Source organism: Roseovarius sp. MBR-79 (genome assembly GCF_053628555.1).
The window spans coordinates 1-19,944 of the sequence record NZ_JBRJGP010000032.1; the positions used below are offsets into that span (position 1 = coordinate 1).

Consider the following 19,944-nt stretch of genomic DNA (forward strand, 5'->3'; position numbering starts at 1 on the left):
TGTCTCGGTCCCAACATTGCTCAATTCTCCCGCTGGTCAGAAGAAGTGAATCAGCAACTTACGCTTCGATCAAGCACGAGTTTTTCAACAAAATACGCCAAACACGGCCTTTCAGCGACGTCCTCGACGCACCCCCGCCAGAAATACCGATGCCGTTTTCGGCCCCATCTCAGAAATCCGTCGGCGCCCCGCCCTCGGTCTTGCGCCGGGCGACGAAACCCGCCAGTTCCTCGCGGATGGCCTCGTCCATCGGCGGGGCCTCGAACCCTGCGATGATGTCCTGAAACACCTGATGCGCGCGCGCGGGCGTCCACACTGCACCTGCCGCCTCCCACGCCTCGTAGTTGCGCCAGTCGCTCAGGAACGGCGCGTAGAACGCCGTGGTGTAGCGGTCCTGCGTGTGCTGGATGCCGAAGAAGTGCCCCTTGTCGCCAACCTCGCGGATCGCGTCCACGGCGATTTCCTCGGGGCCGGTCGCCGTCAGAACCGGGTCCATATACCGCTGAATCTGCTGTAAAATCTCGCAATCCATGATGAATTTCTCCGGGCAGGCAATCAGCCCGCCCTCGAGCCATCCGGCGGCGTGATAGACCATATGCGCGCCTGCCTGCACCGCCGACCACAGGCTGTTGGAGGTCTCCCACATCGCTTGCCCGTCGGGCACATTGGCCGCGCAGACCCCGCTCGCGCGCAGCGGCAACCTGTAGAACCGCGCCAACTGCCCGGTCATCTGCGTGGCGCGCATGTATTCGGGCGTGCCGAACGCGGGCGCGCCGGATTTCATGTCCACGTTGCTGGTAAAGGTGCCGATGGCACAGGGCGCGCCGGGGCGGATGATCTGCGCCAGCACCACCGCGCAGAGCGCCTCGGCAATCGACTGCGCCACAGCCCCCGCCATCGTCACCGGTGCCATCGCCCCGGCCAGCGTGAAGGGCGTCACCACCAGCCCCTGCCCCCGCCGCGCCAGCCGCATCCAGCCATCGAGCATCGGATAGTCATGCTTGAGCGGTGAGGTGGAGTTGATGTTGGTATACATGCGCGGGGTCGCCTCGAAGTCCTCGTGGCTGAGGCCCCCGGCAATCCTGACCATCTCCATCACGTCATCCACCCGCTCCGCGCCCAGGGAATAGGCGTGCATCGCCTTGTCGGTCAGCGTCAGCTTGTCATAGAGAACGTCCAGGTGACGGATGCTCGGGTGAATGTCCTGCGGCTCCACCGGATAACCGCCCGCAAAATGGATGCAGTTGAAATACTGCGTCAGTTTCAGAAGGTTCTGGCACATCTCGCGGGTGCCCGACACCTTGCGCCCGATCTTCATGTCCCAGTAGGAGGGCGGCGAGGAGACATTGCCGAAGTTGAGATGATTGCCCCCCATGGTGATCCGGCGATCCGGGTTGCGCGGCGTGATGGTCCAGCTTTCGGGCGCCTTGGCGATCATCTCCATGACGAAATCGCGGCCCATGCGGACATTCTCGCCAGTGATCTCGCACCCGCCCGAGGCGCGCAGAATGGCCACCGCCTCGGGGTTCAGAAACTCGATCCCGATCTCTTCGAGGATCCGCATCGCGCCGTCATGGATCGCCAGCACGCCCTCCGGCGAAAGCGGCTCAACGGGTCGGTCGATATTGATCGGCGGATTCCACGGCATCTGCTCGATCGCGGCACCCCCGCGCCGCGCGGCATTGCCCGCGCGCCCGCCGCTGCGTGTCCTGCGTTTGAGATCTTCGGCCATGTCGCGCCCTCCCGGTGCTCGTGCCCCCCACGAAACACCGTGTGCGGGCGCGTCACCCGCCGCTTTGCGACGCAGCCTGTCGTTTTTTCCCCTCGGCGCGCCGATGCCCCTCATGCCAGAGATAGAGCGCGAGGCTCACCACCACCACAGCACCCCCGGCAAGCATCACCGGCGTCGGTCGTTCCCCCACGCCCAGCCAGACCCAGAGCGGGCCAAGCACCGTCTCAAGCAGCAGGAGCAGGCTCACATTCGACGCATGGGTGTGGCGCGAGGCCATCGACAATGACAGGAAAGACACCGGAAGGATCACAAGACCACAAACCGCGATGGCCCAGACCGTGCCTTCGGTCATCTGCGCCGGTCCTGTCACCGCCCAACCGGTCGCCCCCGCCAGCACCGCCCCCAGCCCGAGCACGAGCGGGATCGGCATGTCGGGGCGTGCGCGCAAGAGCACGAAGTTGAGCGCCAGCACCAGCGCCACCCCCAGCCCCGCCGCAAGGCCCAACCCCGCGCTGCCCGCGCCCGTGCCGTCGCCCCCCGATACCGCCAGCGCCAGCCCCGCCAGCACCGCCACGATGGCGGCCCAGGTGGCGGGGCGCGTCCGCTCGCCCATCACCAGCCAGGACAAAAGCGCGGCAAAGACCGGCGCGCACGCCACCCCCAGAAGCATCACCGCCACCGGTGCGTGCGCGATGCCAAGGCTGAACAGTGTCATGTTGGCGTATTGCGTCACCACCAGCAGCGCGCCCATCCCCGTCGCCAGCGCCGCCAGATCGCGCGCTTTCGCCCGCGCCGTGACGGCCCAGAGGCACAGCATCACCGCCCCCATCAGCCCCCCGCGCCAGCCCACCATCTGATAGCCCGCCATGCCCGAGAGCCGCATGAAAAGCGCATCGGGCGTGAGGATCAGCGCCCCGAACACGGCCAGCGCCAGCCCGAAGAGCGGATGGCGCGTCACGCCGCCAGCCAGCCGGGCAGATGGCCGATATCGGGCAGGACCGCATCGGCGAAGGGCATGAGATCCCCGGCCAGCGCCGTGCCGGTGAGCACGCCGACACAGGCCATGCCCGCCCGGCGCCCGGCGATCAGGTCATGGGTGCTGTCGCCCACCATGACCACGCGCGTCGGGGCCACGCTGACCGCGCGCGCGAAGGCCAGCAACGGCTCCGGCGATGGCTTGGCCCCGTGCCCCGAATCGAACCCCGCGACGAAATCGAACCGCTCCAGCACCCCCGCCGCGCCCAGATGCGCGCGCGCGCCGTATTCGGTGTCATTGGTCATCACCCCAAGGCGCAGACCCTGCCCGCGCAGCCCGTCGAGATAGGGCCCAAGCGGCACGGCGGGTGCCAGCGGCGCTTGCGCCGCGCTCAGCATCAGGTGCTCCTCGATCGCGGCCACGCTGCGCCCCGGCAGCGCCCCGGCCAGACATTCCGCCGCCTCGCGGTTGGTCCCGGCGATGACCGGGCTTGTCGGGCGGAACCGGCGCGCGGCAAGGTCGTAATCGACCGCAGCGGCAAGCCGCACCACAAGCGCGCCATCGCCCGCCGCCAGATCGTGCAGCACCTCATGCGCCCAATGGCTCCAGGTGGCGTGAAAATCAAAGAGGGTGCCATCCTTGTCGAACAGCACCGCATCGGCGCGCAATCTCATGTCCAGCTCATCTCCTGCCCGCCCGGAAGGGCCGCGCGCGCCCGCATCGGCACATCGTATTTGTGGCCTTGCGCGTCACAGAAACCCACCACCCATTCATCATCCATCATCAGGAAATCCAGCACCGCGCCCAGAAACTCCGCCTCCGCCGCGCGCGCGTGAAAATCCGCCTCCGAGGCCCCTGTCGCGCCCAGAAACACCGGCCACAACTCGTCATTCCCGGCCAGCCAGGCCAGCGCCTGAAGCGCGACCGTCTCGGCGGATTCCCGCTCTATCGTCATCGCATGGTCATCTTTGTTAATTTCCGGAAAGGTTTTCTTAACCACTTAGCGCGAGACTGTGGCAAAGGTAAACGCTCAGATCAAAGGCGCAGCCGCAATGTCGGGCACCATTCTCATCGTTGACGATCTGGCCACCAACCGCATCGTCCTGAAGGTCAGGCTTTACTCCACGCCGTATCGCGTGGTGCAGGCAGGCACGGCGCGCGAGGCGTTGCGCCTTGCCACGGCCGAACCGCCCGACCTCATCCTTGCCAATGCGCGCCTCGACGGGCAGAGCGCCGAGCCGCTCCTGCGCGCGCTGCGCCGGGTCGAGCGTCTTGCCCATGTCCCCGTCGTCCTGCTCCAGAGCGAGGATGACACACCCAAGCGCCTGGCACTTCTGCGTGCGGGTGCCGATGAGGTGCTGACAAAGCCGGTATCCGAACCGCTTCTGCTCGCGCGGCTGCGCAACCTCCTGCGCCAGCGCAACGCCGAGGAGGAATTGATCGGCCAGACCGGCGCCACATCGGGCTTTGCCGAGGCACGGGCACCCCTTGCCCTTCCCGGACAGGTGGCCCTCTTCGGCCCCGACCGCGCCGCAGCGCTGGCGCTGCGCGCCCTTCTCGGCGAGGGCACGCCGCACCGGCTGAGTTGCCGCGCGCTCGACGACGCCCCCCCGCCCGCGGCGCAGGACGCCTTTGTGCTTACCCTCGGTTTCGCGCAGTCCGAGGAGGGCTTGCGCCTTCTGGCTGACCTCAAGGCCACGCCGGGCACGCGCCATGCGCCGGTTCTGGTCCTGCTCGACCGCGATGCCGCGGCGCTCGCGGTGACGCTGCTCGACATGGGGGCGGATGACGTGCTGTTTGCGCCGGTCGCGCCCGAGGAATTCGACGAACGCCTTGCCCGTCAGCTTGCGCGCAAGCGCCGCAACGAGGCCTTGCGCGCACAGATGCGCTCGGGGCTCGAGGCGGCGCTGCGCGATCCGCTGACCGGGGCCCATAACCGCCGCCATGCCCTGCCCTGGCTGGAACGGCAGATCGCGCGCCTGCCGCTCACCCGCAAGAGCCTTGCCGTGATGGTGGCCGATCTCGATTTCTTCAAACAGGTCAACGACCGCCATGGCCACGCGGCGGGCGATGCGGTGCTTGTCGCCGTGACCGAACGTCTGCGCGCGCATCTGCGCGCGGGTGATCTTCTGGCGCGGATCGGGGGCGAGGAGTTTCTCATCGCCCTGCCCGACACCACCCGCGCCGAAGCGCAGGAGGTGGCCGAGCGGCTCTGCGATGCGATCCGCGCCACGCCGGTTGCCGTGCCGGGCGCACGCGCGCCCATCGCCGTCACGCTCAGCCTTGGCGTGACCGTGGCCGAAGCGCGCCCCGGCCTGCCCGCGCCAACCATGCAGGTGCTGCTGGAAGAGGCCGACCGCGCGCTCTATGCCGCCAAGGCGCGGGGCCGCAATCAGGCACGGTTCTGCACCCGCTCGGCCGCCTGATCGCCCCGCCGCCCGCGAAAGGCGCGCGGCGTTTCCCCCCACATGGCGACGAAGGCGCGGGAAAAGGCGCTGCGGCTTTGAAACCCCACCGCGCGCGCCACCTGATCCACCGGCGCGCGCCGCTCGGCCAGCATCTGCGCCGCCCGTGCCAGCCGCAGATCGCGCAAGAGCGTCATCGCGCCCTGGCCATAGGCGGCCTGGAATCGCGCGGCAAAGCGGGACCGGCTCATCCCCGCCGCCTCGGCGAGGCTTTCGAGCGTATGGGGGCGCCCCGGATCGTCCAGCATCGTGCATAAACCGCGCCAAAGCCCCGGATCGGCCAGCGCGCCGAGCCACATAACCCCAGGATCGCCCGCCTCCAGCCGCGTGCGCAGCATCTCGATCAGGCATTGCAGCAGCAGCGCGCGCACCATCGCGCGCTGTCCGGGCCGCTCGGTCCCCATCTCCGCCACCAGCGCCGTCATCGCCTGCGCCGCCACCGGGCTTGCGGCCACATCAAGGCTGAGCGGCGCGCGCAACAGATCAATAAGCCCATGTGTGCCGCGCAGCCCCAGCGAGATCGTCGAGCACAGCACCACCATCACCCCCGCCCCCTCACCGCGCGCCACATGGCTTTCCAGATCGAGCCCCGCCGGACGGCACGCGGGCAGCCCCGCCTGCGCGCCGCCGCGATTGACAAGCGAATGGCTGCGGCTCGCGGGCACCAGCACCAGCCGCCCCGGCGCAAGGTCAAGCGGTGCCCGCCCCTGCACCGACAGCACCCCCTCGCCGCCCAGCACGTAATGCAGCGTTGCGCGCGGATTGCGCCCCAACCCCATGCTGCACACGCCCTCGAGCGCGCAGATGGCAAAGGGCTCGGCGCTGATCTCGAGCGCGTCGAGAATGCGGTCATGGGGGTGCGTCTGCATGATCCGATCCTGCCGCAACCCGAGAGAAAAGGCACGGAAAATTGATATGACGCCACAGATTCAGGACGCAAAGGCACATCACCCCCTCCAGACTGCCGACAGGATTCACCAAAGGAGGACCCCATGTGCAGTTGCCATGACCACGATCACGACCCCAAATTCACCCGCCGCGCCGCGCTGACCGGCACCGCCGCCCTTGCCGCTGCTGCCACAGGCCTTGCCGCCACCGGCGCGCGGGCGCAGGACAACCCCTATGCCCCGCCGGCCGAGCCGTTCCTGCCGCCAAGCGACATGGTGCTGGACCTTTCCCGCGCCGCCCTTGTCGTCACCGATCCGCAGATCGACTTTCTGTCGCCCGATGGCGTCGCCTGGGGCGCGGTCGGCGGGAGTGTCACGGCCAACAACACCGTCGAGAACATCGAGCGCCTGTTCAAGGCCGCCAAGGGCGCGGATATCCCCGTCGCCATCTCGCCGCATTACTACTACCCGACCGACAAGGGCTGGAAATTCGAGGGTGCGCTGGAAAAACTCATGCACGCCATCAACATGTTCGACCGGGTGAGCCCGGTCAGCATGGAGGGGTTCGAAGGCTCGGGCGCCGATTACATGCCGCAATACAAACCCTATATCCTTGACGGCAAGACCATCATCTGCTCGCCGCACAAGGTTTACGGGCCGGAAACCAATGACCTCGCACTCCAATTGCGCAAGGCGGGGGTGGATCAGGTGATCCTTGCCGGAATGTCGGCCAATCTCTGCACCGAAGGGCACATGCGCGAACTCCTTGAACAGGGGTTCGAGGTGGCCGTGGTCTCGGACGGGACGGCGGCGGCGATGCTGCCCGAGGGCGACGGCTATCTCGCGGCGCTCACCAACTTCCGTTACATGGCCAACGCGCTCTGGACCACGGATGAGGTCGTGGCGATGCTGGGCTGACACCCTCCGCCACCGGGCCTGCGATCCGGGGAGGAGGGCAGGCCCGGCCCGCGCGGGATCACGGACCCGCGCGGGCATTTTCTTTTGCCGCGATCCGGCCTAAGCCTTCTGCCGACACAGCGAAAGGCTTGGGCAATGGCAAATACCATGATCGGGGTGATCGGCGGATCGGGGCTCTACGAGATCGACGGGCTGGAAGAGGCCCGCTGGCAGACCGTCGAGACGCCATGGGGCCCGCCCTCGGATGCGATCCTGACCGGCACCTTGGGCGGCGTGCCCATGGCCTTTCTGCCCCGTCACGGGCGCGGCCATGTCCATAGCCCCACCTCGGTTCCCTACCGCGCCAATATCGACGCGCTGAAACGGCTGGGCGTCACGGACGTGATCAGCGTCTCGGCCTGCGGGTCGTTCCGCGAGGAGCTTGCGCCGGGCGATTTCGTCCTTGTCGATCAATACATCGACCGCACCTTCGCGCGCGAGAAATCCTTTTTCGGCCCCGGCTGTGTGGCGCATGTGAGCGTGGCGCACCCGACCTGCGCGCGCCTCTCGGACGCCTGCGAACGGGCGGCGCAGGACGCGGGCATCACCGTGCATCGCGGCGGCACCTATCTGGCGATGGAGGGGCCGCAATTCTCGACCATGGCCGAATCGCGCCTCTACCGCGATCACTGGGGGTGCGACGTGATCGGCATGACCGGCATGCCCGAGGCCAAGCTCGCCCGCGAGGCCGAGCTTTGCTATGCCTGCGTGGCGATGATCACCGATTACGACAGTTGGCACCCGGATCACGGCGCGGTCGACATCACCGCCATCATAGCCACGCTGACGGGCAATGCCGACAAGGGCCGCGCCCTTGTTGCCCGCCTTCCGACACTGCTGGGAGGGGTCCGCGCCCCCTGCCCGCATGGCTGCGACCGCGCGCTCGATTTCGCGCTGCTGACCGCGCCGGACAAGCGCGATCCGCTGCTTCTGGCGCGGCTCGACGCTGTGGCGGGGCGGGTGTTGGGCCAAAAACACACCGGCTGAGGCGGGACACGCCGGACGGCGCTACTCCAGCAACACCGCCTCGACCCGCCGATTGGCCTCGCGCCCCCCGGGCGTGGTGTTGGGCGCGACCGGGGCAAGAAAGCCCACGCCATGCGCCTCAAGGCGCGTGCCATCGACCCCGTGCACAGCGATAAGGCGCTGGCGCACCGCCTCGGCGCGCGCCTGCGACAGCGCTATGTTGGCCTCAAGCCCGCCGACGCTGTCGGTATGGCCGACAAGGGCGATGCGCGCACCGGGAGAGGCGGCCATGAAGGCCGCAAGCGCCTCAAGATCGGGGTGCGGCCCGTCTCCGAGAGACCCGGCCCCGGTGGAAAAATCAAGACCGTCCAGCACCGCATGCCCCTGCGCCCGAAGCCGCGCCACCAGATCGCCCGTGGTCCCGGTCGCCGATTCCGGAACCGCCACGGTGTCAGGCGCGGGGCCTTCGCCCGGCCCGGCATGGGTCAGTTGCACATAGGCACGCTCGCCCGCGAGGCTGATGAAGAGCATGGCATGCTCGTCGCCGCGCCGCGCCAGAAAATAGCGGTAATCGAAGATGTTGACGAACATGGCAGGCGCGGGCAGCACCGGTGTGGCAAAGCGGAAATCGAAGCCGCCGCACCCTTCGGCCGCGCAGTCGAAGACCGGTTCCCAACCCGCCTTCTCCAGCGCCTCGCGCAGGGGGGCAAGCCGTGCCAGCGTGCCAAGGCCGCGCTCCGGCATCCGCCAGGCGCGGCTGGTGATGCGGCCATCGACGCGCTGGCGCGGCACCGTGCCACCGGAAAACGGCCCGGTAGGCAGATGAACCGTGCCCGCCTCGCGGATCACCTCGGCCGTGCGCTCTGCCCCTTCGGGCAGGGGCAGGTCCTGCGCCCGGATCGCCGTGGCCAGAAGCAGCCCAAGCGCAAGGACCGCCAGCCCGCGCATCCTAGCGCGCCTGCGAATGATACTCGGGATTGGGCACCATCCCGGTGGCCGAGGCGACGCGGTTCGACATGTTGAAGAACCCTGCCACATTGGCGATGTCCCAGATATCGCGGTCGGAAAACCCATGCTCGCGCAGCGCGGCGCGGTCCGCCTCCTCGACGGTGGCGCTGGCCTGCGTCACCTGCGCCGCGAAATCGAGCATCGCGCGCTGGCGGGCCGAAATATCCGCCACGCGGTAATTCATCACCATCGCCTCTCCCAAGGCCGGATCGCCCGAGAGCGCGCGCACCGCGGCACCATGCGCCACCTGACAATACCAGCAGCGGTTGATCGAACTGACCACCACCGCGATCATCTCGCGCTCGAGCTTGGTAAGCCCCGAAGGTGCCAGCATCAGCGTGTTGTAAAGCGCAGTGAAGGCGTCCAGCTTTTCGATGTCAAAGGCGTGGGCGCGCAGCACATTGGGCACGATCCCCAGCTTTTCCTCGCAGATTTCGAAATAACGCGCGGTCGCCTCGGGCAGCGGATCGACCGGGGGCAGGTCGAGGGCGGTGGGTTGGTCGGTCATGGCCTACTCCTTCAGGCGGTAATGATACGTCCCCGCGACGCGAAAGCCCATGGCGGCATAAAGCCCGTTCGCGGCGGCGTTGGCGTGGGTGCAGAGCACCGCGACATGCGCGGCGCCCTGCGCCTCGGCCCAGAGGGCGGCCTGCACCATCATCAGCCGCCCGACACCCGCGCGCCGGTGCCCTGCGCGCACTTCGAGCGCGTGGACCATGGCGACACCCGCGGCGATCGCGGCAAATCCCGTGCCTGCGGGCTGATCGGCGTGACGCGCGAAGAGGCCGGTTTTCGGTCCCCTCACCCGCGCCATCACCGCGAGGCGCGCCGGACCTATCCCGCCCTCGGCCCATATCTCGCGCATGATCTCGAGCGGCTCCCAGACGGCGAATGTCGCAAGACGCGGCGGACGCTCGCCCGTGAGCGCGCCCGTCGGTGCCACGAGCACATTGACCGGATCGACGATCCCGTAGCCGCGCCCCTCAAGCATCCGGTCAAGATTGTCCTCTGCCGCCCGCACCTGAAACAGGGGGGCCTGACCGCGCGCGCGCATCTCCGCCTCGGCGCGCGCCACGTCCTCTGCCGTCACCGGCCCCGACGCGGTCGCCGCCGAGACGCGCTTGCCGCCGCCCTCACCGTCGCGCAGCGTGACCGGGCCGAGGATATGGGTCGCGGCGGGCGGCCAAGTCGCCTCGGCCACGGCATAAAGCGTGTCAAGGTCGGGCGTCATGCGGGGAACATCCCGGCAAGCTCGGCCATGGCCGCATCGACGCGCGCGCCATCGGCCCCCCGGATCACGATATTCGCGCCGTGACAGCCCTCGCGGATGAACGGGTAGGAGCCGATGGAAAGATCGGGATAGCGCGCGGCCAGATCCCCGAGCGGGGCCGCGATATCGCCCTCGCCGCGCCGGATCTCGTAGCTTTGCGACAGAAGCGGTGCGCCGCCCGTGACCTTTGGCAGCACCGAGGCAAGCATCGCCTGAAAGATGGACGGCACCCCCGCCATGACATGCACGTTTTCGATGGTGAAACCGGGCGCGGCGCTGATCGGGTTCTCGATCAGCGTGGCCCCCTCGGGGATACGCGCCATGCGCAACCGCGCCGCGTTCAATTCCTGCCCGCGCGCGTCGTAATGCGCGGCAAGGATCGCGCGGGCGTCATCGCGCACGGGAATCGGGCGGTCAAAGGCGCGCGCCACGTTCTCGGCGGTGATGTCGTCATGGGTGGGGCCGATCCCGCCCGATGTGAACACCACGTCATAGGCGGCGCCAAGGGCCCGCACGGCGGCGACGATGGCCTCCGGATCGTCGCTGATCACCCGCACCTCGCGCAGGTCGATACCCGCGCGCGTCAACTCTCCGGCGAGGTAATGCATGTTGGCGTCGCGCGTGCGCCCTGACAGGATCTCGTCTCCGATGACAAGCATGGCGGCGGTGGGGTTGGGCATGGCGGCCTCCTTGATCTGCGACCTGCCCCGGTATAGGCCCGCGCCATGCGCTTTCAAAGCCCCCTCCTGCCTGCCACCCTCATCCGCCGCTACAAGCGGTTTCTGGCCGATATCCGGCTTGATGACGGGACCGAGGCCACGGCGCATTGCGCCAATCCCGGCTCGATGATGGGGCTGGCCGCGCCGGGTGCGCGGATATGGGTGGAGCCGAACGACGACCCGCGCAGGAAACTGCGCTATGGCTGGCGGCTGGTCGAGACGGGGCCGGGCGTGCTGGTCTGCGTCGATACGGGCGCGGCCAACCGGGTGCTGCGCTCAGCCCTGACCGCGCGCGCCATCCCCGAGCTGGCCGCCTATGACCGGGTGCGCCCCGAGCAACGCTACGGCGAGAAAAGCCGGGTGGATTTCCTGTTGTCGGGCGACGGCCTGCCCGATGCCTATGTGGAGGTGAAATCCGTCACCCTCTCGCGCCAACCCGGCCTTGCCGAATTTCCCGACAGCGTGACCGCGCGCGGCACGCGTCACCTGCACGATCTGGCCCGCGTCGCGCAATCGGGGGCGCGCGCCGTGCTTTTCTACCTTGTGCAGCGCGGCGATGCGCGCGCTCTCGGCGTCGCCGCCGATATTGACCCGGCCTATGCGGCAGCACTGGCCCATGCGCAGGCTGCGGGGGTCACGATCCTGTCATATTGCGCGGATATTTCGCGCGACATGATCACAATCGGTCACTCGTTGCCCACGATCGCGCCGCAACCTCTGGCCCTTGGCGGCAAATAGCCCTAAATAAAGCGAAATCCGGCGAAGACGATGAGGCATGACGTGAACGAACCGCATCGCGGCAGACAGACTCGCGAAGGCATCCGTATCCACGAGGCGGCGGATTTCGCGGGTATGCACAAGGCGGGGCAGCTTGCCGCGCGGATCCTTGACGAGATGGCGGGCCATGTCTTCGTCGGCCAGACGACCGAGGCGCTCGATGCGCTGATCGAGGAGAAGGTCAACGCCGCCGGGGCCAAATCCGCCACCATCGGCTACAAGGGCTATCGCCACGCAAGCTGTATCAGCGTCAACCACGTGGTCTGCCACGGCATCCCCGGCGCGCCCATCCCCAAGAGCGGGGCAGAAACCATTTCGCGCGATTACGAGAAGCGGCGCAAGGATGACGGGCTTCAGGATGGCGATATCCTCAATATCGACGTGACCGTGATCGTCGATGGCTGGTTCGGTGACACAAGCCGGATGTATGTGGCGGGCAAGCCGTCCGGCAAGGCCGCGCGCCTCATCGACGTGACCCATGACGCGCTGATGAAGGGGATCGAGGCGGTGCGCCCCGGTGCCACCTTCGGCGATATCGGCCACGCGATTCAGGCCTATGTGGAGGCGCAGCGCATGTCGGTGGTGCGCGATTTCTGCGGTCACGGCCTTGGCCGCGTGTTTCACGCGCCGCCCAACGTGCTGCATTACGGGCGTCCCGGCAGCGGCCCGCGCCTCGAGGAAGGCATGTTCTTCACCATCGAGCCGATGGTCAATCTCGGACGTCCCGAAACCGTGGTGCTTGACGACGAATGGACGGCCGTCACGCGCGACAAGTCGCTCTCGGCACAGTTCGAGCATTCGGTCGGCGTGACCGCTTCGGGGGCCGAGATATTCACCCTCTCGCCCGGCGGCCTCTTTCATCCGACATGGGACCGCGCGCAGGGCTGACGCCCGCGATATTCGTCGCAAACAGGCGAGACAGTCGCTTTTCACCCTGACAGGCTGATCGCATCCGGCGCAAGCGCCACCCCACAGCATGATCGACCCAAGACGCCCCGCTCACCGGGGTCAGGCCTTTGGGCTGTCTGCCCCCGAGGCCAAGGAGGCCCCCCATGGCGATGATGTCCGCCCATCCCGCCCCCGTGCCGTCGCGCGCGGTGCAGGGGATCGTGTGCATAGAGGTGGCGATGCTGCTTTTCGTGGCGCAGGACGCGGTGATGAAGGGGATGCTGACCAGCTACCCGGTCTGGCCGCTTCTCTTCGCGCGTTCGGTGGTGGCGGTGCTGGTGCTTGTTCCGCTCATCGCGTGGCTTGGCGGGCCGCACAGCCTGCGCTCGGCGCTCTGGCCCTTGCATATGGCGCGCGCCTTTCTCTTTGCCGTGGGCTTTGCGATGTTCTACGCGGCCTTCCCGTTCATGGGGCTGGCGGAGGTCAGCACGATCTTTTTCTCCGCGCCACTGATGACGGCGCTCATGGCGGCGCTCTTTCTCGGCGAACGGATCGGCGCGCATCGCGCGGCGGCGCTTGTCGTGGGATTCGCGGGCGTGGTCATCGCCATGAACCCGATGGGCGGTCATTTCTCGATGGTGGCGGTGCTGCCGCTTCTTTGCGCGCTCACCTATGCCGCCTCGCAGATCATCGCGCGCCGCATCGGCGAACGTGAAAGCACGCTCACGGTCGGGCTCTACACGCTCTGCTTCTCGGGGGTGATGATCGTGCCCATCGGCTGGGGCGTGGCGCATCTGGTGCCGTTGACACCCGAGACGGCCCATCTTCGCTGGGGCCTGCCCGACGGCGTCATCGCCGACCTGCCCCGCCTCGCCGGGCTGGGGGCGATCGGGATGGTGGCCTACATGCTCGCCTCGCGCGCCTATCAGGTGGCCGCCGCCAGCCTCGTGGCGCCCTTCGACTATACCTACCTGCCCTTCGCCGTGGTGCTCGGCTATCTGGTCTGGGCCGAGGTGCCGTCGCAGGCAACCCTCACCGGCATGGCACTCATCATCGGCGCAGGTCTCTATATCGGCTGGCGGGAATTGCGCGCGGCGCGGCGCGGCGATGCCATTCCCGTCACCGCCGAGACCACCTTTGCCCCCGGCAGCCCCCTGCCCCCGCTCATGCCCGAGGAGGAGCGCGCGCCGTGAGCCTGACCGCCGTCACACCCGAACGGGACATGTCGGGCTATTTTCTGGTCTTCATGGCGGGCGTTCTGTGGTCCACCGTGGGCCTTGGCATCCGCCTCATCGACGACGCCGTTGTCTGGCAGATCCTGTTCTACCGCTCGATTGCCATGAGCGTGTTTCTCTATGCCGTGGTGCGGTTGCGCAGCGGGCGCGCGCCCCTCTCGCTGATTGCCGCGATGGGATGGCCCGGCCTCATCGCCGGGGTGGCACTCGTCGCCGCCTACACGGGCGCGATCTTTGCGCTTCAGACCACCTCGGTCGCCAATGCGATGATGCTTTTCGCCGCCGCCCCGCTGATGGCGGCGCTGCTCGGGCGCGTGCTTCTCGGCGAGCGTGTGCGCCGCGCCACATGGATCGCCATGCTGGTCGCGCTGTGCGGCATTGCCGTGATGGTCTGGGACAAGACCTCTGGCGCAGCACTCCGGGGCAATCTTGCGGCGCTCGGCTCGGCGCTTGGTTTCGCGGTATTCACCGTGGCGCTGCGGCGTGGCAAATCGGTCGAGATGATGCCCGCCGTCCTGCTCTCGGGGCTGATCGGGACGGTGGCGATGGCGGCGATCTGTGCGGGCCTTGGCCTCTCGCTTGCACTCTCGCCGCGCGACGCGGGCATCGCTTCGGGCATGGGCGTGTTTCAGGTGGGCACCGGGCTCGTGCTCTATACGCTTGGCTCGCGCAGCCTGCCCGCCGCCGAGTTGACGCTTCTTTCCATGGCCGAGGTGGTGCTCGGGCCGGTCTGGGTCTGGCTGTTTCTGGGCGAACAGGCCGAGCCGAGCACGCTCGCGGGCGGCGCGATCCTGCTCGCGGCGATTGCCGGCAACGCGCTCTCTGGCGCGCGGCGCAAGGTGGTGCCCCCCATCCCCTGACCGGCAATTCATTGCCGATGCGGTATTTTTCGCGGGAATATTTCCATCCGCGTCGCGTAATACCTATATCGGTAACAGGCAGAACAGGAGCATGACATGATACGCAACACGATCATCGGGGCAGTGGCGGGGCTTGCGCTCGCCGGGTGCCTCGACACCACCGACAACCGGGAACTGACCGGCGCCGCCATCGGCGCGGGCGTGGGCCTCATCGGCGCGGCCGCCTTTGACGTGAGCGCGGGCTGGATCGTGGCCTCGACGCTTGCGGGGGCTGCTGCGGGCACGCTCATCGCGCGCAACACGCGCACCAACCAGTGCGCCTATGCCAACGGTGACGGCACCTATCGCACCGTGCCCTGCTGAGGGTTCGGACCGGCGTCATCCCCGCGAAAGCGGGGATCTCGCCCGGAACAAGAGATCCTCGGGACAAGCCCGAGGATGACGGGTGCCACCCCCTACCCCCGCCCACGATAGGGCGGCACGCCCTGATCGGGCAGCCAGACGCCCTCGGGCGCGGGGCCGGTTTGCCAGAACACGTCGATGGGGATGCCGCCGCGCGGATACCAGTAGCCGCCGATGCGCAGCCATTGCGGCGAAAGGAAATCGACCAGCCGCCGCGCGATGGAAATCGTGCAATCCTCGTGGAACGCGCCGTGATTGCGGAAACTGGTGAGGTAGAGCTTGAGCGATTTCGATTCCACCAGCCAGGCCCCCGGCACGTAATCGATCACCAGATGCGCGAAATCCGGCTGGCCGGTCATCGGGCAGAGCGAGGTGAACTCGGGCGCGGTAAAGCGCACCGCATAGGCCACATCGGCCTGCGGATTGGCCACGCGCTCCAGTTCCGCCTCCTCGGGGCTTTGGGGTTGCTTCGTGACCCCGCCCAGCTGTTTCAGCCCCTCATAGATATTCTCGGCCATCGCCTTTCTCCTCTCAAACCCCGCGCCGGTTGCCCCAGAGCGTCACGTGAAGCTGCGGCAGCACCCGCGCGGCAAACCAGCCATCGGCGACCACCCGCCCGACCAGCCAGCGCATCCGCGCGTTGATCCCGTCGTGATCGACCACCGCGCTGTCATCCTCGGGCGGGGGCGGCGTGTGGTTGCCGGGTTGGAGCACCAGCGGCAGGTCAGGATAGCGCCCCGCCACCTGCCGCGCCCAGAGGTAATCCGCCTCGTCGAAAATGACGATCTTGAGCACCGTCTCGGCCCCCTTGGCGGCGGCCACGCAATCCGCGAACACCGCCCAATCCACCGCCATGCCCGAGGAGGGCGGCTTGGGGCTGAGCACCAGCATGTCAAGACGCGCGAACCAGTCGCGCGCGACCGAGCCTTGGGTTTCCATGGCAAAGCGATAGCCCTCCGCGCGGCCCGCCTCGATCAGCGGCCCCAGCGGCTGAATCGCCGGGTTGCCGCCCGAGAGCGTCACCAGCAAGGGCCGCCCGCCCGAGAGGCGCGCGACCTCTTCCATCACCGCTTCGGGCTGCATCGGCTGCCAGTCGTGGCGATACTCGGCGTCCACCGCGTGAAGGCTGTCGCACCACGAACAGCGGTAATCGCAACCGCCCGTGCGCACGAAAACCGTGGGCTGCCCGATGAGCGCGCCCTCGCCCTGAATGGTCGGCCCAAAAATTTCCGCGACGCGGATGGGGTCGGTCATGGCCGGTATTCCGCCCATGTCTTGGGGGTCTCGCTCACCCGCACCGCCGCAACCTCGGGCCAGCGCGCGGCGCACCAGTCGTGGAAATGCTTCGCCAGCCGCTCGGCGGTGACGCAGCCATCGCCCAGAACCTCGTTGAGGTGGCGGTGGTCAAGCTCGTTGTCGATATAGGCCTTGAGCGCGCCCAGATCGTGATAATCGCGCACAAAGCCGGTCTCACCCAACTCCTCGGCGGCGAGTTCCACCACCACGATATAATTATGCCCGTGCAGCCGCGCGCAAGGATGCCCCTCGCGCAGGCCAAAGAGCTGATGCGAGGCGGAAAAGTGAAACTCCTTGGTGATCCGATACATTACCGCCCCTCCACCGCTGCGCGCCAGAAATCCGGGTCGTCGTATTCCGTGGGGTCCGGCACGCCCGCGAGATGAAACGCCTCGCGCCGCTCCACGCAGGTGCCGCAGCGCCCGCAATGGCGCAGCCCCCCCTTGTAGCACGACCATGTCTCGGCGAAAGGCACGCCAAGCCGCGCGCCATCGCGCACGATGTCGGCCTTCGATCCGGTCACATAGGGTGTCCAGAGCGTCACCTCGGCATAGCCCTCAAGCGCGGCATCCTGCATCGCCTGGAACGCCGCGATGAAACCGGGGCGGCAATCGGGGTAGATGAAATGATCGCCGCCATGCACCGCCGCCGCCACGGCATCCGCCTTTTGCGCCGCTGCCATGCCGAAGGCCACGGCCAGCATGATCGCGTTGCGGTTGGGGACCACGGTGATGCGCATGGTCTCTTCGGCGTAATGCCCGTCGGGCACGGCGACCTCATCGGTCAGCGCCGACCCCGACAGCGCGGCACCGACGCTGCGCAGATCCACCACGCGGTGCGCCACCCCCAGACGGCGCGCGCAGGCGGCGGCGCTATCGAGTTCCTTCACATGGCGCTGGCCATAATCGAACGACAAAAGTGCCACGAGCCTGCGCTCGGCGGCGGCCTTGTGGGCAAGCGTGACGGAATCGAGCCCGCCGGAGCAGATGACGATGGTATCCATATCTCGTGTCCTTGTTTTTTAAAGCGGGTAGGCTGCGACCGCTTGGGCGTGCGTTTAGAGGATTTGCGCCGTGGAAACAAGATATGGCGCGCGGGGTTAAATCCACCGGCAAGGGCCGGGCCGAGCGTTCGACACCTGACACAACATGATCGATGCGGCACGGGGGAACGTTCGTGGCCTGAAGGGGACGGTTGGCGTGATTTTCTGAGCCGCGCGAGGGCCCGACCGCGGGTGGGCGCTGCTCGGGCTTTGGTGGGCGCTTTATGGTGCCAAATACTGGAACGATTGAAGGGAGTTTGACGTTGCAGAAGCGCCCGCCCGGGGGGCGGTCGGGCGCTCGCGCGGCGGCGTGCAAGCACGCCTTGATTCCGCGCGGGGGACAGGAGGCGACCGTGCCCTCAAGGCCATTCACGACACCGTCCGCACCACATTGCACAGCACGGCAGGCCGGATCATCATTGGGTCACATCGCGCAGGCGTCGAACACTACTCGCTCAGGAACCCGCCCGATTGCCGCGACCAGAGCCGCGCGTAAAGCCCACCTTGCGCCAAGAGCGCGGTGTGACTGCCCTCTTCGACAATGCGCCCCTCTTCCATCACGATGAGCCGGTCCATCGCGGCAATGGTCGAGAGCCGGTGCGCGATTGCGATCACGGTCTTGCCCTGCATCAACCGGTAAAGCTGCGCCTGAATCGCCGCCTCCACCTCGGAATCAAGCGCCGAGGTCGCCTCGTCCAGCACAAGGATCGGCGCATCCTTGAGGGCGGCGCGGGCAATCGCGATGCGCTGCCGCTGCCCGCCCGAGAGCTTGACACCGCGCTCGCCGACATGCGCCTCCAGCCCGCGGCGGCCGCGTGCATCCACCAGCCCGGCGATGAAGTCCCCTGCCTCGGCCAGGTCGGCGGCGGCAAGGATTTCGGCCTCGGTGGCATCGGGGCGGCCATAGGCGATGTTGTCGCGCACCGAGCGGTGCAGGAGCGCGGTATCCTGCGTCACCACGCCGATGGCGGCGCGCAGGCTGTCTTGCGTCACCTCGCGGATATCCTGCCCGTCGATCTCGATGCGCCCGCCGCTCAGGTCATGGAACCGCAAAAGCAGGTTCACCAGCGTCGATTTGCCCGCCCCCGACCGGCCCACAAGCCCGACCTTCTCGCCGGGGGCGAGCGCGAGGTCGAGCCCGTCGATCACCGCCGGTTTGGCACCGACCGACCTGTCGTAGTCGAACCGCACCGCGTCGAACCGGATTGCCCCCCGCTCCACGGTCAGCGGGCGCGCGGCGGGCGCATCCTGAACCTTGCGCGGCATCGACAGCGTCGCCAGGCCGTCGCGCGCGGTGCCGATATTCTCGAACAGCGCCGAAAACTCCCACATGATCCAGTGCGACATGTTCCCCAGCCGCAGCGCCAGCGGGATCGCCACCGCCAGCGCGCCCAGATCAATCCGCCCGTGCAGCCAGAGCCAGAGGCCGAGGCCCGTCACCGCCCCGGTCAGCAGTGCATTGAGCAAGTTCACGGTCATGTCCTGCACCGCCACCAGCCGCATCTGCCGGTAAACGGTTTGCAGGAACCCGTCGAGTCCGTCGCGCGCATGGGCCTCCTCGCGCGCGGCATGGCTGAAGAGCTTGACCGTGGCGATGTTGGTATAGCTGTCCACGATGCGGCCCGTCATGTCGGCGCGCGCATCGGCCTGCTCTTGCGACACCCGCCCCAGACGGGGGACGATCACCGCCAGCATCCCGCCATAGGCCAGCGCCCAGAGGGCAAAAGGCGCCGCCAGCCGGATATCCTGCGCCCCGGCGAGCACCAGCGCACCGACGAAATAGGCGAGGATATAGACCGCCACATCCATCAGCTTCATAACCGTCTCGCGCACGGCAAGTGCTGTCTGCATCAGGCGCGTGGCAATGCGGCCGGCGAATTCGTCCTGGAAATAACCCAGCGACTGCCCCAGGATCCAGCGATGTCCCTGCCAGCGGATGCGCTGCGGGAAATTGCCCATCAGGGTCTGATACATGATCAGCGCGCCGATCACGCTCAGTGCAGGCAGGACCACAAGCAGCAGCACCGCCATGCCGCCCAGCCGCGCGGATTCTTCCGCCAGAAACCGCTCCGGCCCCAGCTCCGCCATGCGATTGACCAGCGTGCCGAGATAGCCCAGCAGGACGATCTCGACTGCCGCAAACAGCGCCGAGATGACCGCCATGGCGATGAGCCACGGCGCGACGGGGCCGGCATAATGCCACAGGAACGGCCAGAACCGCGTCGGCGGCTGCGCGGGCGGCTCTGCGGGATAGGCGTCGATCCGCGCTTCGAAATAGCCAAACAGTCGATTCATTTCCGTCTCCGAAATGCAAGGGGGCGCGCAGATGACCCGCGCGCCCCCGAAATCTCGAAGCGGATCAGTCTCAGACGAGGATTTTCGACACGACGCCTGCGCCGACGGTGCGGCCGCCTTCGCGGATGGCGAAGCGCAGGCCGTCTTCCATGGCGATGGGGGCGATCAG

23 protein-coding genes are annotated in these 19,944 nt (G+C 67.7%); 8 read left to right on the forward strand and 15 right to left on the reverse strand.

All coding sequences use genetic code 11. The features are described 5' to 3' along the window. Positions 1-169: 169 nt before the first annotated feature. The 4 genes from ACSSV8_RS18545 to ACSSV8_RS18560 are packed head-to-tail and all read right to left on the reverse strand — an operon-like array spanning position 170 to position 3,663. Complete coding sequence (locus ACSSV8_RS18545; RefSeq protein WP_354539290.1) at positions 170-1,732, reverse strand: trimethylamine methyltransferase family protein; 1,563 nt, start codon at positions 1,730-1,732, stop codon at positions 170-172. A gap of 52 nt (positions 1,733-1,784) precedes the next feature. Next, positions 1,785-2,690, reverse strand: a complete 906-nt coding sequence (locus ACSSV8_RS18550; protein ID WP_354539291.1) for a DMT family transporter — start codon at positions 2,688-2,690, stop codon at positions 1,785-1,787. After that, on the reverse strand, positions 2,687-3,382 hold the full coding sequence (locus ACSSV8_RS18555) for an HAD family hydrolase (protein ID WP_454283445.1): 696 nt from the start codon (positions 3,380-3,382) through the stop codon (positions 2,687-2,689). Before ACSSV8_RS18555 ends, ACSSV8_RS18550 begins: the two co-directional genes overlap by 4 nt. Further along, positions 3,379-3,663: a DUF3572 domain-containing protein gene (locus tag ACSSV8_RS18560; RefSeq protein ID WP_354539293.1), complete on the reverse strand. Its 285-nt coding sequence runs from the start codon at positions 3,661-3,663 to the stop codon at positions 3,379-3,381. Before ACSSV8_RS18560 ends, ACSSV8_RS18555 begins: the two co-directional genes overlap by 4 nt. A gap of 97 nt (positions 3,664-3,760) precedes the next feature. Here ACSSV8_RS18560 and ACSSV8_RS18565 point away from each other — a divergent pair, with 97 nt between their 5' ends. Further along, positions 3,761-5,134 (forward strand): diguanylate cyclase, encoded by a 1,374-nt coding sequence (locus ACSSV8_RS18565; protein ID WP_454283446.1) that lies wholly within the window; start codon positions 3,761-3,763, stop codon positions 5,132-5,134. Here ACSSV8_RS18565 and ACSSV8_RS18570 read toward each other — a convergent pair. Continuing rightward, positions 5,101-6,042 (reverse strand): AraC family transcriptional regulator, encoded by a 942-nt coding sequence (locus ACSSV8_RS18570; RefSeq protein ID WP_454283447.1) that lies wholly within the window; start codon positions 6,040-6,042, stop codon positions 5,101-5,103. The two genes, ACSSV8_RS18565 and ACSSV8_RS18570, sit on opposite strands and share 34 nt — an antisense overlap. A 123-nt stretch (positions 6,043-6,165) precedes the next feature. On the opposite strand from ACSSV8_RS18570, the gene ACSSV8_RS18575 reads away from it, so the two are divergent. Both ACSSV8_RS18575 and ACSSV8_RS18580 read left to right on the forward strand, forming a co-directional pair. Continuing rightward, a complete protein-coding gene (locus ACSSV8_RS18575; protein ID WP_354539296.1) occupies positions 6,166-6,978 on the forward strand; it encodes a cysteine hydrolase in 813 nt (270 codons plus the stop codon). A 135-nt stretch (positions 6,979-7,113) separates the two neighbouring features. Continuing rightward, a complete protein-coding gene (locus tag ACSSV8_RS18580) occupies positions 7,114-8,004 on the forward strand; it encodes an S-methyl-5'-thioadenosine phosphorylase (protein ID WP_454283448.1) in 891 nt (296 codons plus the stop codon). Positions 8,005-8,025: 21 nt separating this feature from the next. Here ACSSV8_RS18580 and ACSSV8_RS18585 read toward each other — a convergent pair whose 3' ends face one another. Genes ACSSV8_RS18585 through ACSSV8_RS18600 form a run of 4 tightly spaced genes read right to left on the reverse strand, consistent with a single transcriptional unit; the run spans position 8,026 to position 10,941 of the window. Continuing rightward, positions 8,026-8,931 (reverse strand): OmpA family protein, encoded by a 906-nt coding sequence (locus tag ACSSV8_RS18585; protein ID WP_454283449.1) that lies wholly within the window; start codon positions 8,929-8,931, stop codon positions 8,026-8,028. A 1-nt stretch (position 8,932) separates the two neighbouring features. Continuing rightward, positions 8,933-9,499: a peroxidase-related enzyme gene (locus ACSSV8_RS18590; protein ID WP_454283450.1), complete on the reverse strand. Its 567-nt coding sequence runs from the start codon at positions 9,497-9,499 to the stop codon at positions 8,933-8,935. A gap of 3 nt (positions 9,500-9,502) precedes the next feature. After that, positions 9,503-10,222: a GNAT family N-acetyltransferase gene (locus tag ACSSV8_RS18595; RefSeq protein WP_354539300.1), complete on the reverse strand. Its 720-nt coding sequence runs from the start codon at positions 10,220-10,222 to the stop codon at positions 9,503-9,505. Next, positions 10,219-10,941, reverse strand: coding sequence for a competence/damage-inducible protein A (locus ACSSV8_RS18600; protein ID WP_454283451.1), 723 nt, complete (start codon positions 10,939-10,941; stop codon positions 10,219-10,221). The genes ACSSV8_RS18595 and ACSSV8_RS18600 overlap by 4 nt, the downstream gene beginning before the upstream one ends. A 45-nt stretch (positions 10,942-10,986) precedes the next feature. Here ACSSV8_RS18600 and sfsA point away from each other — a divergent pair, with 45 nt between their 5' ends. The 5 genes from sfsA (at position 10,987) to ACSSV8_RS18625 (ending at position 15,103) form a co-directional block, all read left to right on the forward strand. Beyond that, on the forward strand, positions 10,987-11,718 hold the full coding sequence (sfsA, locus tag ACSSV8_RS18605) for a DNA/RNA nuclease SfsA (RefSeq protein WP_454283452.1): 732 nt from the start codon (positions 10,987-10,989) through the stop codon (positions 11,716-11,718). Positions 11,719-11,748: 30 nt separating this feature from the next. Further along, complete coding sequence (gene map / locus ACSSV8_RS18610; protein ID WP_454283453.1) at positions 11,749-12,645, forward strand: type I methionyl aminopeptidase; 897 nt, start codon at positions 11,749-11,751, stop codon at positions 12,643-12,645. 164 nt (positions 12,646-12,809) lie between these two features. After that, complete coding sequence (locus ACSSV8_RS18615; RefSeq protein ID WP_354539304.1) at positions 12,810-13,838, forward strand: DMT family transporter; 1,029 nt, start codon at positions 12,810-12,812, stop codon at positions 13,836-13,838. 29 nt (positions 13,839-13,867) lie between these two features. Beyond that, complete coding sequence (locus tag ACSSV8_RS18620; RefSeq protein ID WP_454283457.1) at positions 13,868-14,740, forward strand: DMT family transporter; 873 nt, start codon at positions 13,868-13,870, stop codon at positions 14,738-14,740. A gap of 96 nt (positions 14,741-14,836) precedes the next feature. Further along, entirely contained in the window at positions 14,837-15,103 is a 267-nt protein-coding gene (locus ACSSV8_RS18625) for a glucose-6-phosphate isomerase (protein ID WP_354539306.1), read from the forward strand. A gap of 92 nt (positions 15,104-15,195) precedes the next feature. Here ACSSV8_RS18625 and queF read toward each other — a convergent pair whose 3' ends face one another. The 6 genes from queF to ACSSV8_RS18655 all read right to left on the reverse strand — a co-directional run. Then, positions 15,196-15,660: a preQ(1) synthase gene (queF, locus tag ACSSV8_RS18630; protein ID WP_354539307.1), complete on the reverse strand. Its 465-nt coding sequence runs from the start codon at positions 15,658-15,660 to the stop codon at positions 15,196-15,198. Positions 15,661-15,673: 13 nt separating this feature from the next. Continuing rightward, complete coding sequence (gene queE, locus ACSSV8_RS18635) at positions 15,674-16,396, reverse strand: 7-carboxy-7-deazaguanine synthase QueE (RefSeq protein ID WP_454283454.1); 723 nt, start codon at positions 16,394-16,396, stop codon at positions 15,674-15,676. Further along, the gene (locus tag ACSSV8_RS18640) at positions 16,393-16,749 is read right to left on the reverse strand and encodes a 6-pyruvoyl trahydropterin synthase family protein (protein ID WP_354539309.1); all 357 of its coding nucleotides are present in this window, start codon (positions 16,747-16,749) and stop codon (positions 16,393-16,395) included. The genes queE and ACSSV8_RS18640 overlap by 4 nt, the downstream gene beginning before the upstream one ends. Then, the gene (gene queC / locus ACSSV8_RS18645; protein ID WP_354539310.1) at positions 16,749-17,441 is read right to left on the reverse strand and encodes a 7-cyano-7-deazaguanine synthase QueC; all 693 of its coding nucleotides are present in this window, start codon (positions 17,439-17,441) and stop codon (positions 16,749-16,751) included. Before queC ends, ACSSV8_RS18640 begins: the two co-directional genes overlap by 1 nt. A gap of 486 nt (positions 17,442-17,927) precedes the next feature. Beyond that, positions 17,928-19,775 (reverse strand): ABC transporter ATP-binding protein, encoded by a 1,848-nt coding sequence (locus ACSSV8_RS18650; RefSeq protein ID WP_454283456.1) that lies wholly within the window; start codon positions 19,773-19,775, stop codon positions 17,928-17,930. Positions 19,776-19,845: 70 nt separating this feature from the next. Further along, on the reverse strand, positions 19,846-19,944 hold a 99-nt coding region (locus ACSSV8_RS18655; protein ID WP_454281868.1), incomplete at its 5' end, for an EF-Tu C-terminal domain-related protein.

Excerpts from the sequence above, each read along its gene's own strand:
- ACSSV8_RS18545 (WP_354539290.1), bottom strand. The coding sequence starts at position 1,732 with ATGGCCGAAGATCTCAAACGCAGGACACGCAGCGGCGGGCGCGCGGGC.
- ACSSV8_RS18555 (WP_454283445.1), bottom strand. The coding sequence starts at position 3,382 with ATGAGATTGCGCGCCGATGCGGTGCTGTTCGACAAGGATGGCACCCTC.
- ACSSV8_RS18560 (WP_354539293.1), bottom strand. The coding sequence starts at position 3,663 with ATGACGATAGAGCGGGAATCCGCCGAGACGGTCGCGCTTCAGGCGCTG.
- ACSSV8_RS18565 (WP_454283446.1), top strand. The coding sequence starts at position 3,761 with ATGTCGGGCACCATTCTCATCGTTGACGATCTGGCCACCAACCGCATC.
- ACSSV8_RS18570 (WP_454283447.1), bottom strand. The coding sequence starts at position 6,042 with ATGCAGACGCACCCCCATGACCGCATTCTCGACGCGCTCGAGATCAGC.
- ACSSV8_RS18575 (WP_354539296.1), top strand. The coding sequence starts at position 6,166 with ATGTGCAGTTGCCATGACCACGATCACGACCCCAAATTCACCCGCCGC.
- ACSSV8_RS18580 (WP_454283448.1), top strand. The coding sequence starts at position 7,114 with ATGGCAAATACCATGATCGGGGTGATCGGCGGATCGGGGCTCTACGAG.
- ACSSV8_RS18585 (WP_454283449.1), bottom strand. The coding sequence starts at position 8,931 with ATGCGCGGGCTGGCGGTCCTTGCGCTTGGGCTGCTTCTGGCCACGGCG.
- ACSSV8_RS18590 (WP_454283450.1), bottom strand. The coding sequence starts at position 9,499 with ATGACCGACCAACCCACCGCCCTCGACCTGCCCCCGGTCGATCCGCTG.
- ACSSV8_RS18595 (WP_354539300.1), bottom strand. The coding sequence starts at position 10,222 with ATGACGCCCGACCTTGACACGCTTTATGCCGTGGCCGAGGCGACTTGG.
- ACSSV8_RS18600 (WP_454283451.1), bottom strand. The coding sequence starts at position 10,941 with ATGCCCAACCCCACCGCCGCCATGCTTGTCATCGGAGACGAGATCCTG.
- sfsA (WP_454283452.1), top strand. The coding sequence starts at position 10,987 with ATGCGCTTTCAAAGCCCCCTCCTGCCTGCCACCCTCATCCGCCGCTAC.
- map (WP_454283453.1), top strand. The coding sequence starts at position 11,749 with ATGAGGCATGACGTGAACGAACCGCATCGCGGCAGACAGACTCGCGAA.
- ACSSV8_RS18615 (WP_354539304.1), top strand. The coding sequence starts at position 12,810 with ATGGCGATGATGTCCGCCCATCCCGCCCCCGTGCCGTCGCGCGCGGTG.
- ACSSV8_RS18620 (WP_454283457.1), top strand. The coding sequence starts at position 13,868 with ATGTCGGGCTATTTTCTGGTCTTCATGGCGGGCGTTCTGTGGTCCACC.
- ACSSV8_RS18625 (WP_354539306.1), top strand. The coding sequence starts at position 14,837 with ATGATACGCAACACGATCATCGGGGCAGTGGCGGGGCTTGCGCTCGCC.
- queF (WP_354539307.1), bottom strand. The coding sequence starts at position 15,660 with ATGGCCGAGAATATCTATGAGGGGCTGAAACAGCTGGGCGGGGTCACG.
- queE (WP_454283454.1), bottom strand. The coding sequence starts at position 16,396 with ATGACCGACCCCATCCGCGTCGCGGAAATTTTTGGGCCGACCATTCAG.
- ACSSV8_RS18640 (WP_354539309.1), bottom strand. The coding sequence starts at position 16,749 with ATGTATCGGATCACCAAGGAGTTTCACTTTTCCGCCTCGCATCAGCTC.
- queC (WP_354539310.1), bottom strand. The coding sequence starts at position 17,441 with ATGGATACCATCGTCATCTGCTCCGGCGGGCTCGATTCCGTCACGCTT.
- ACSSV8_RS18650 (WP_454283456.1), bottom strand. The coding sequence starts at position 19,775 with ATGAATCGACTGTTTGGCTATTTCGAAGCGCGGATCGACGCCTATCCC.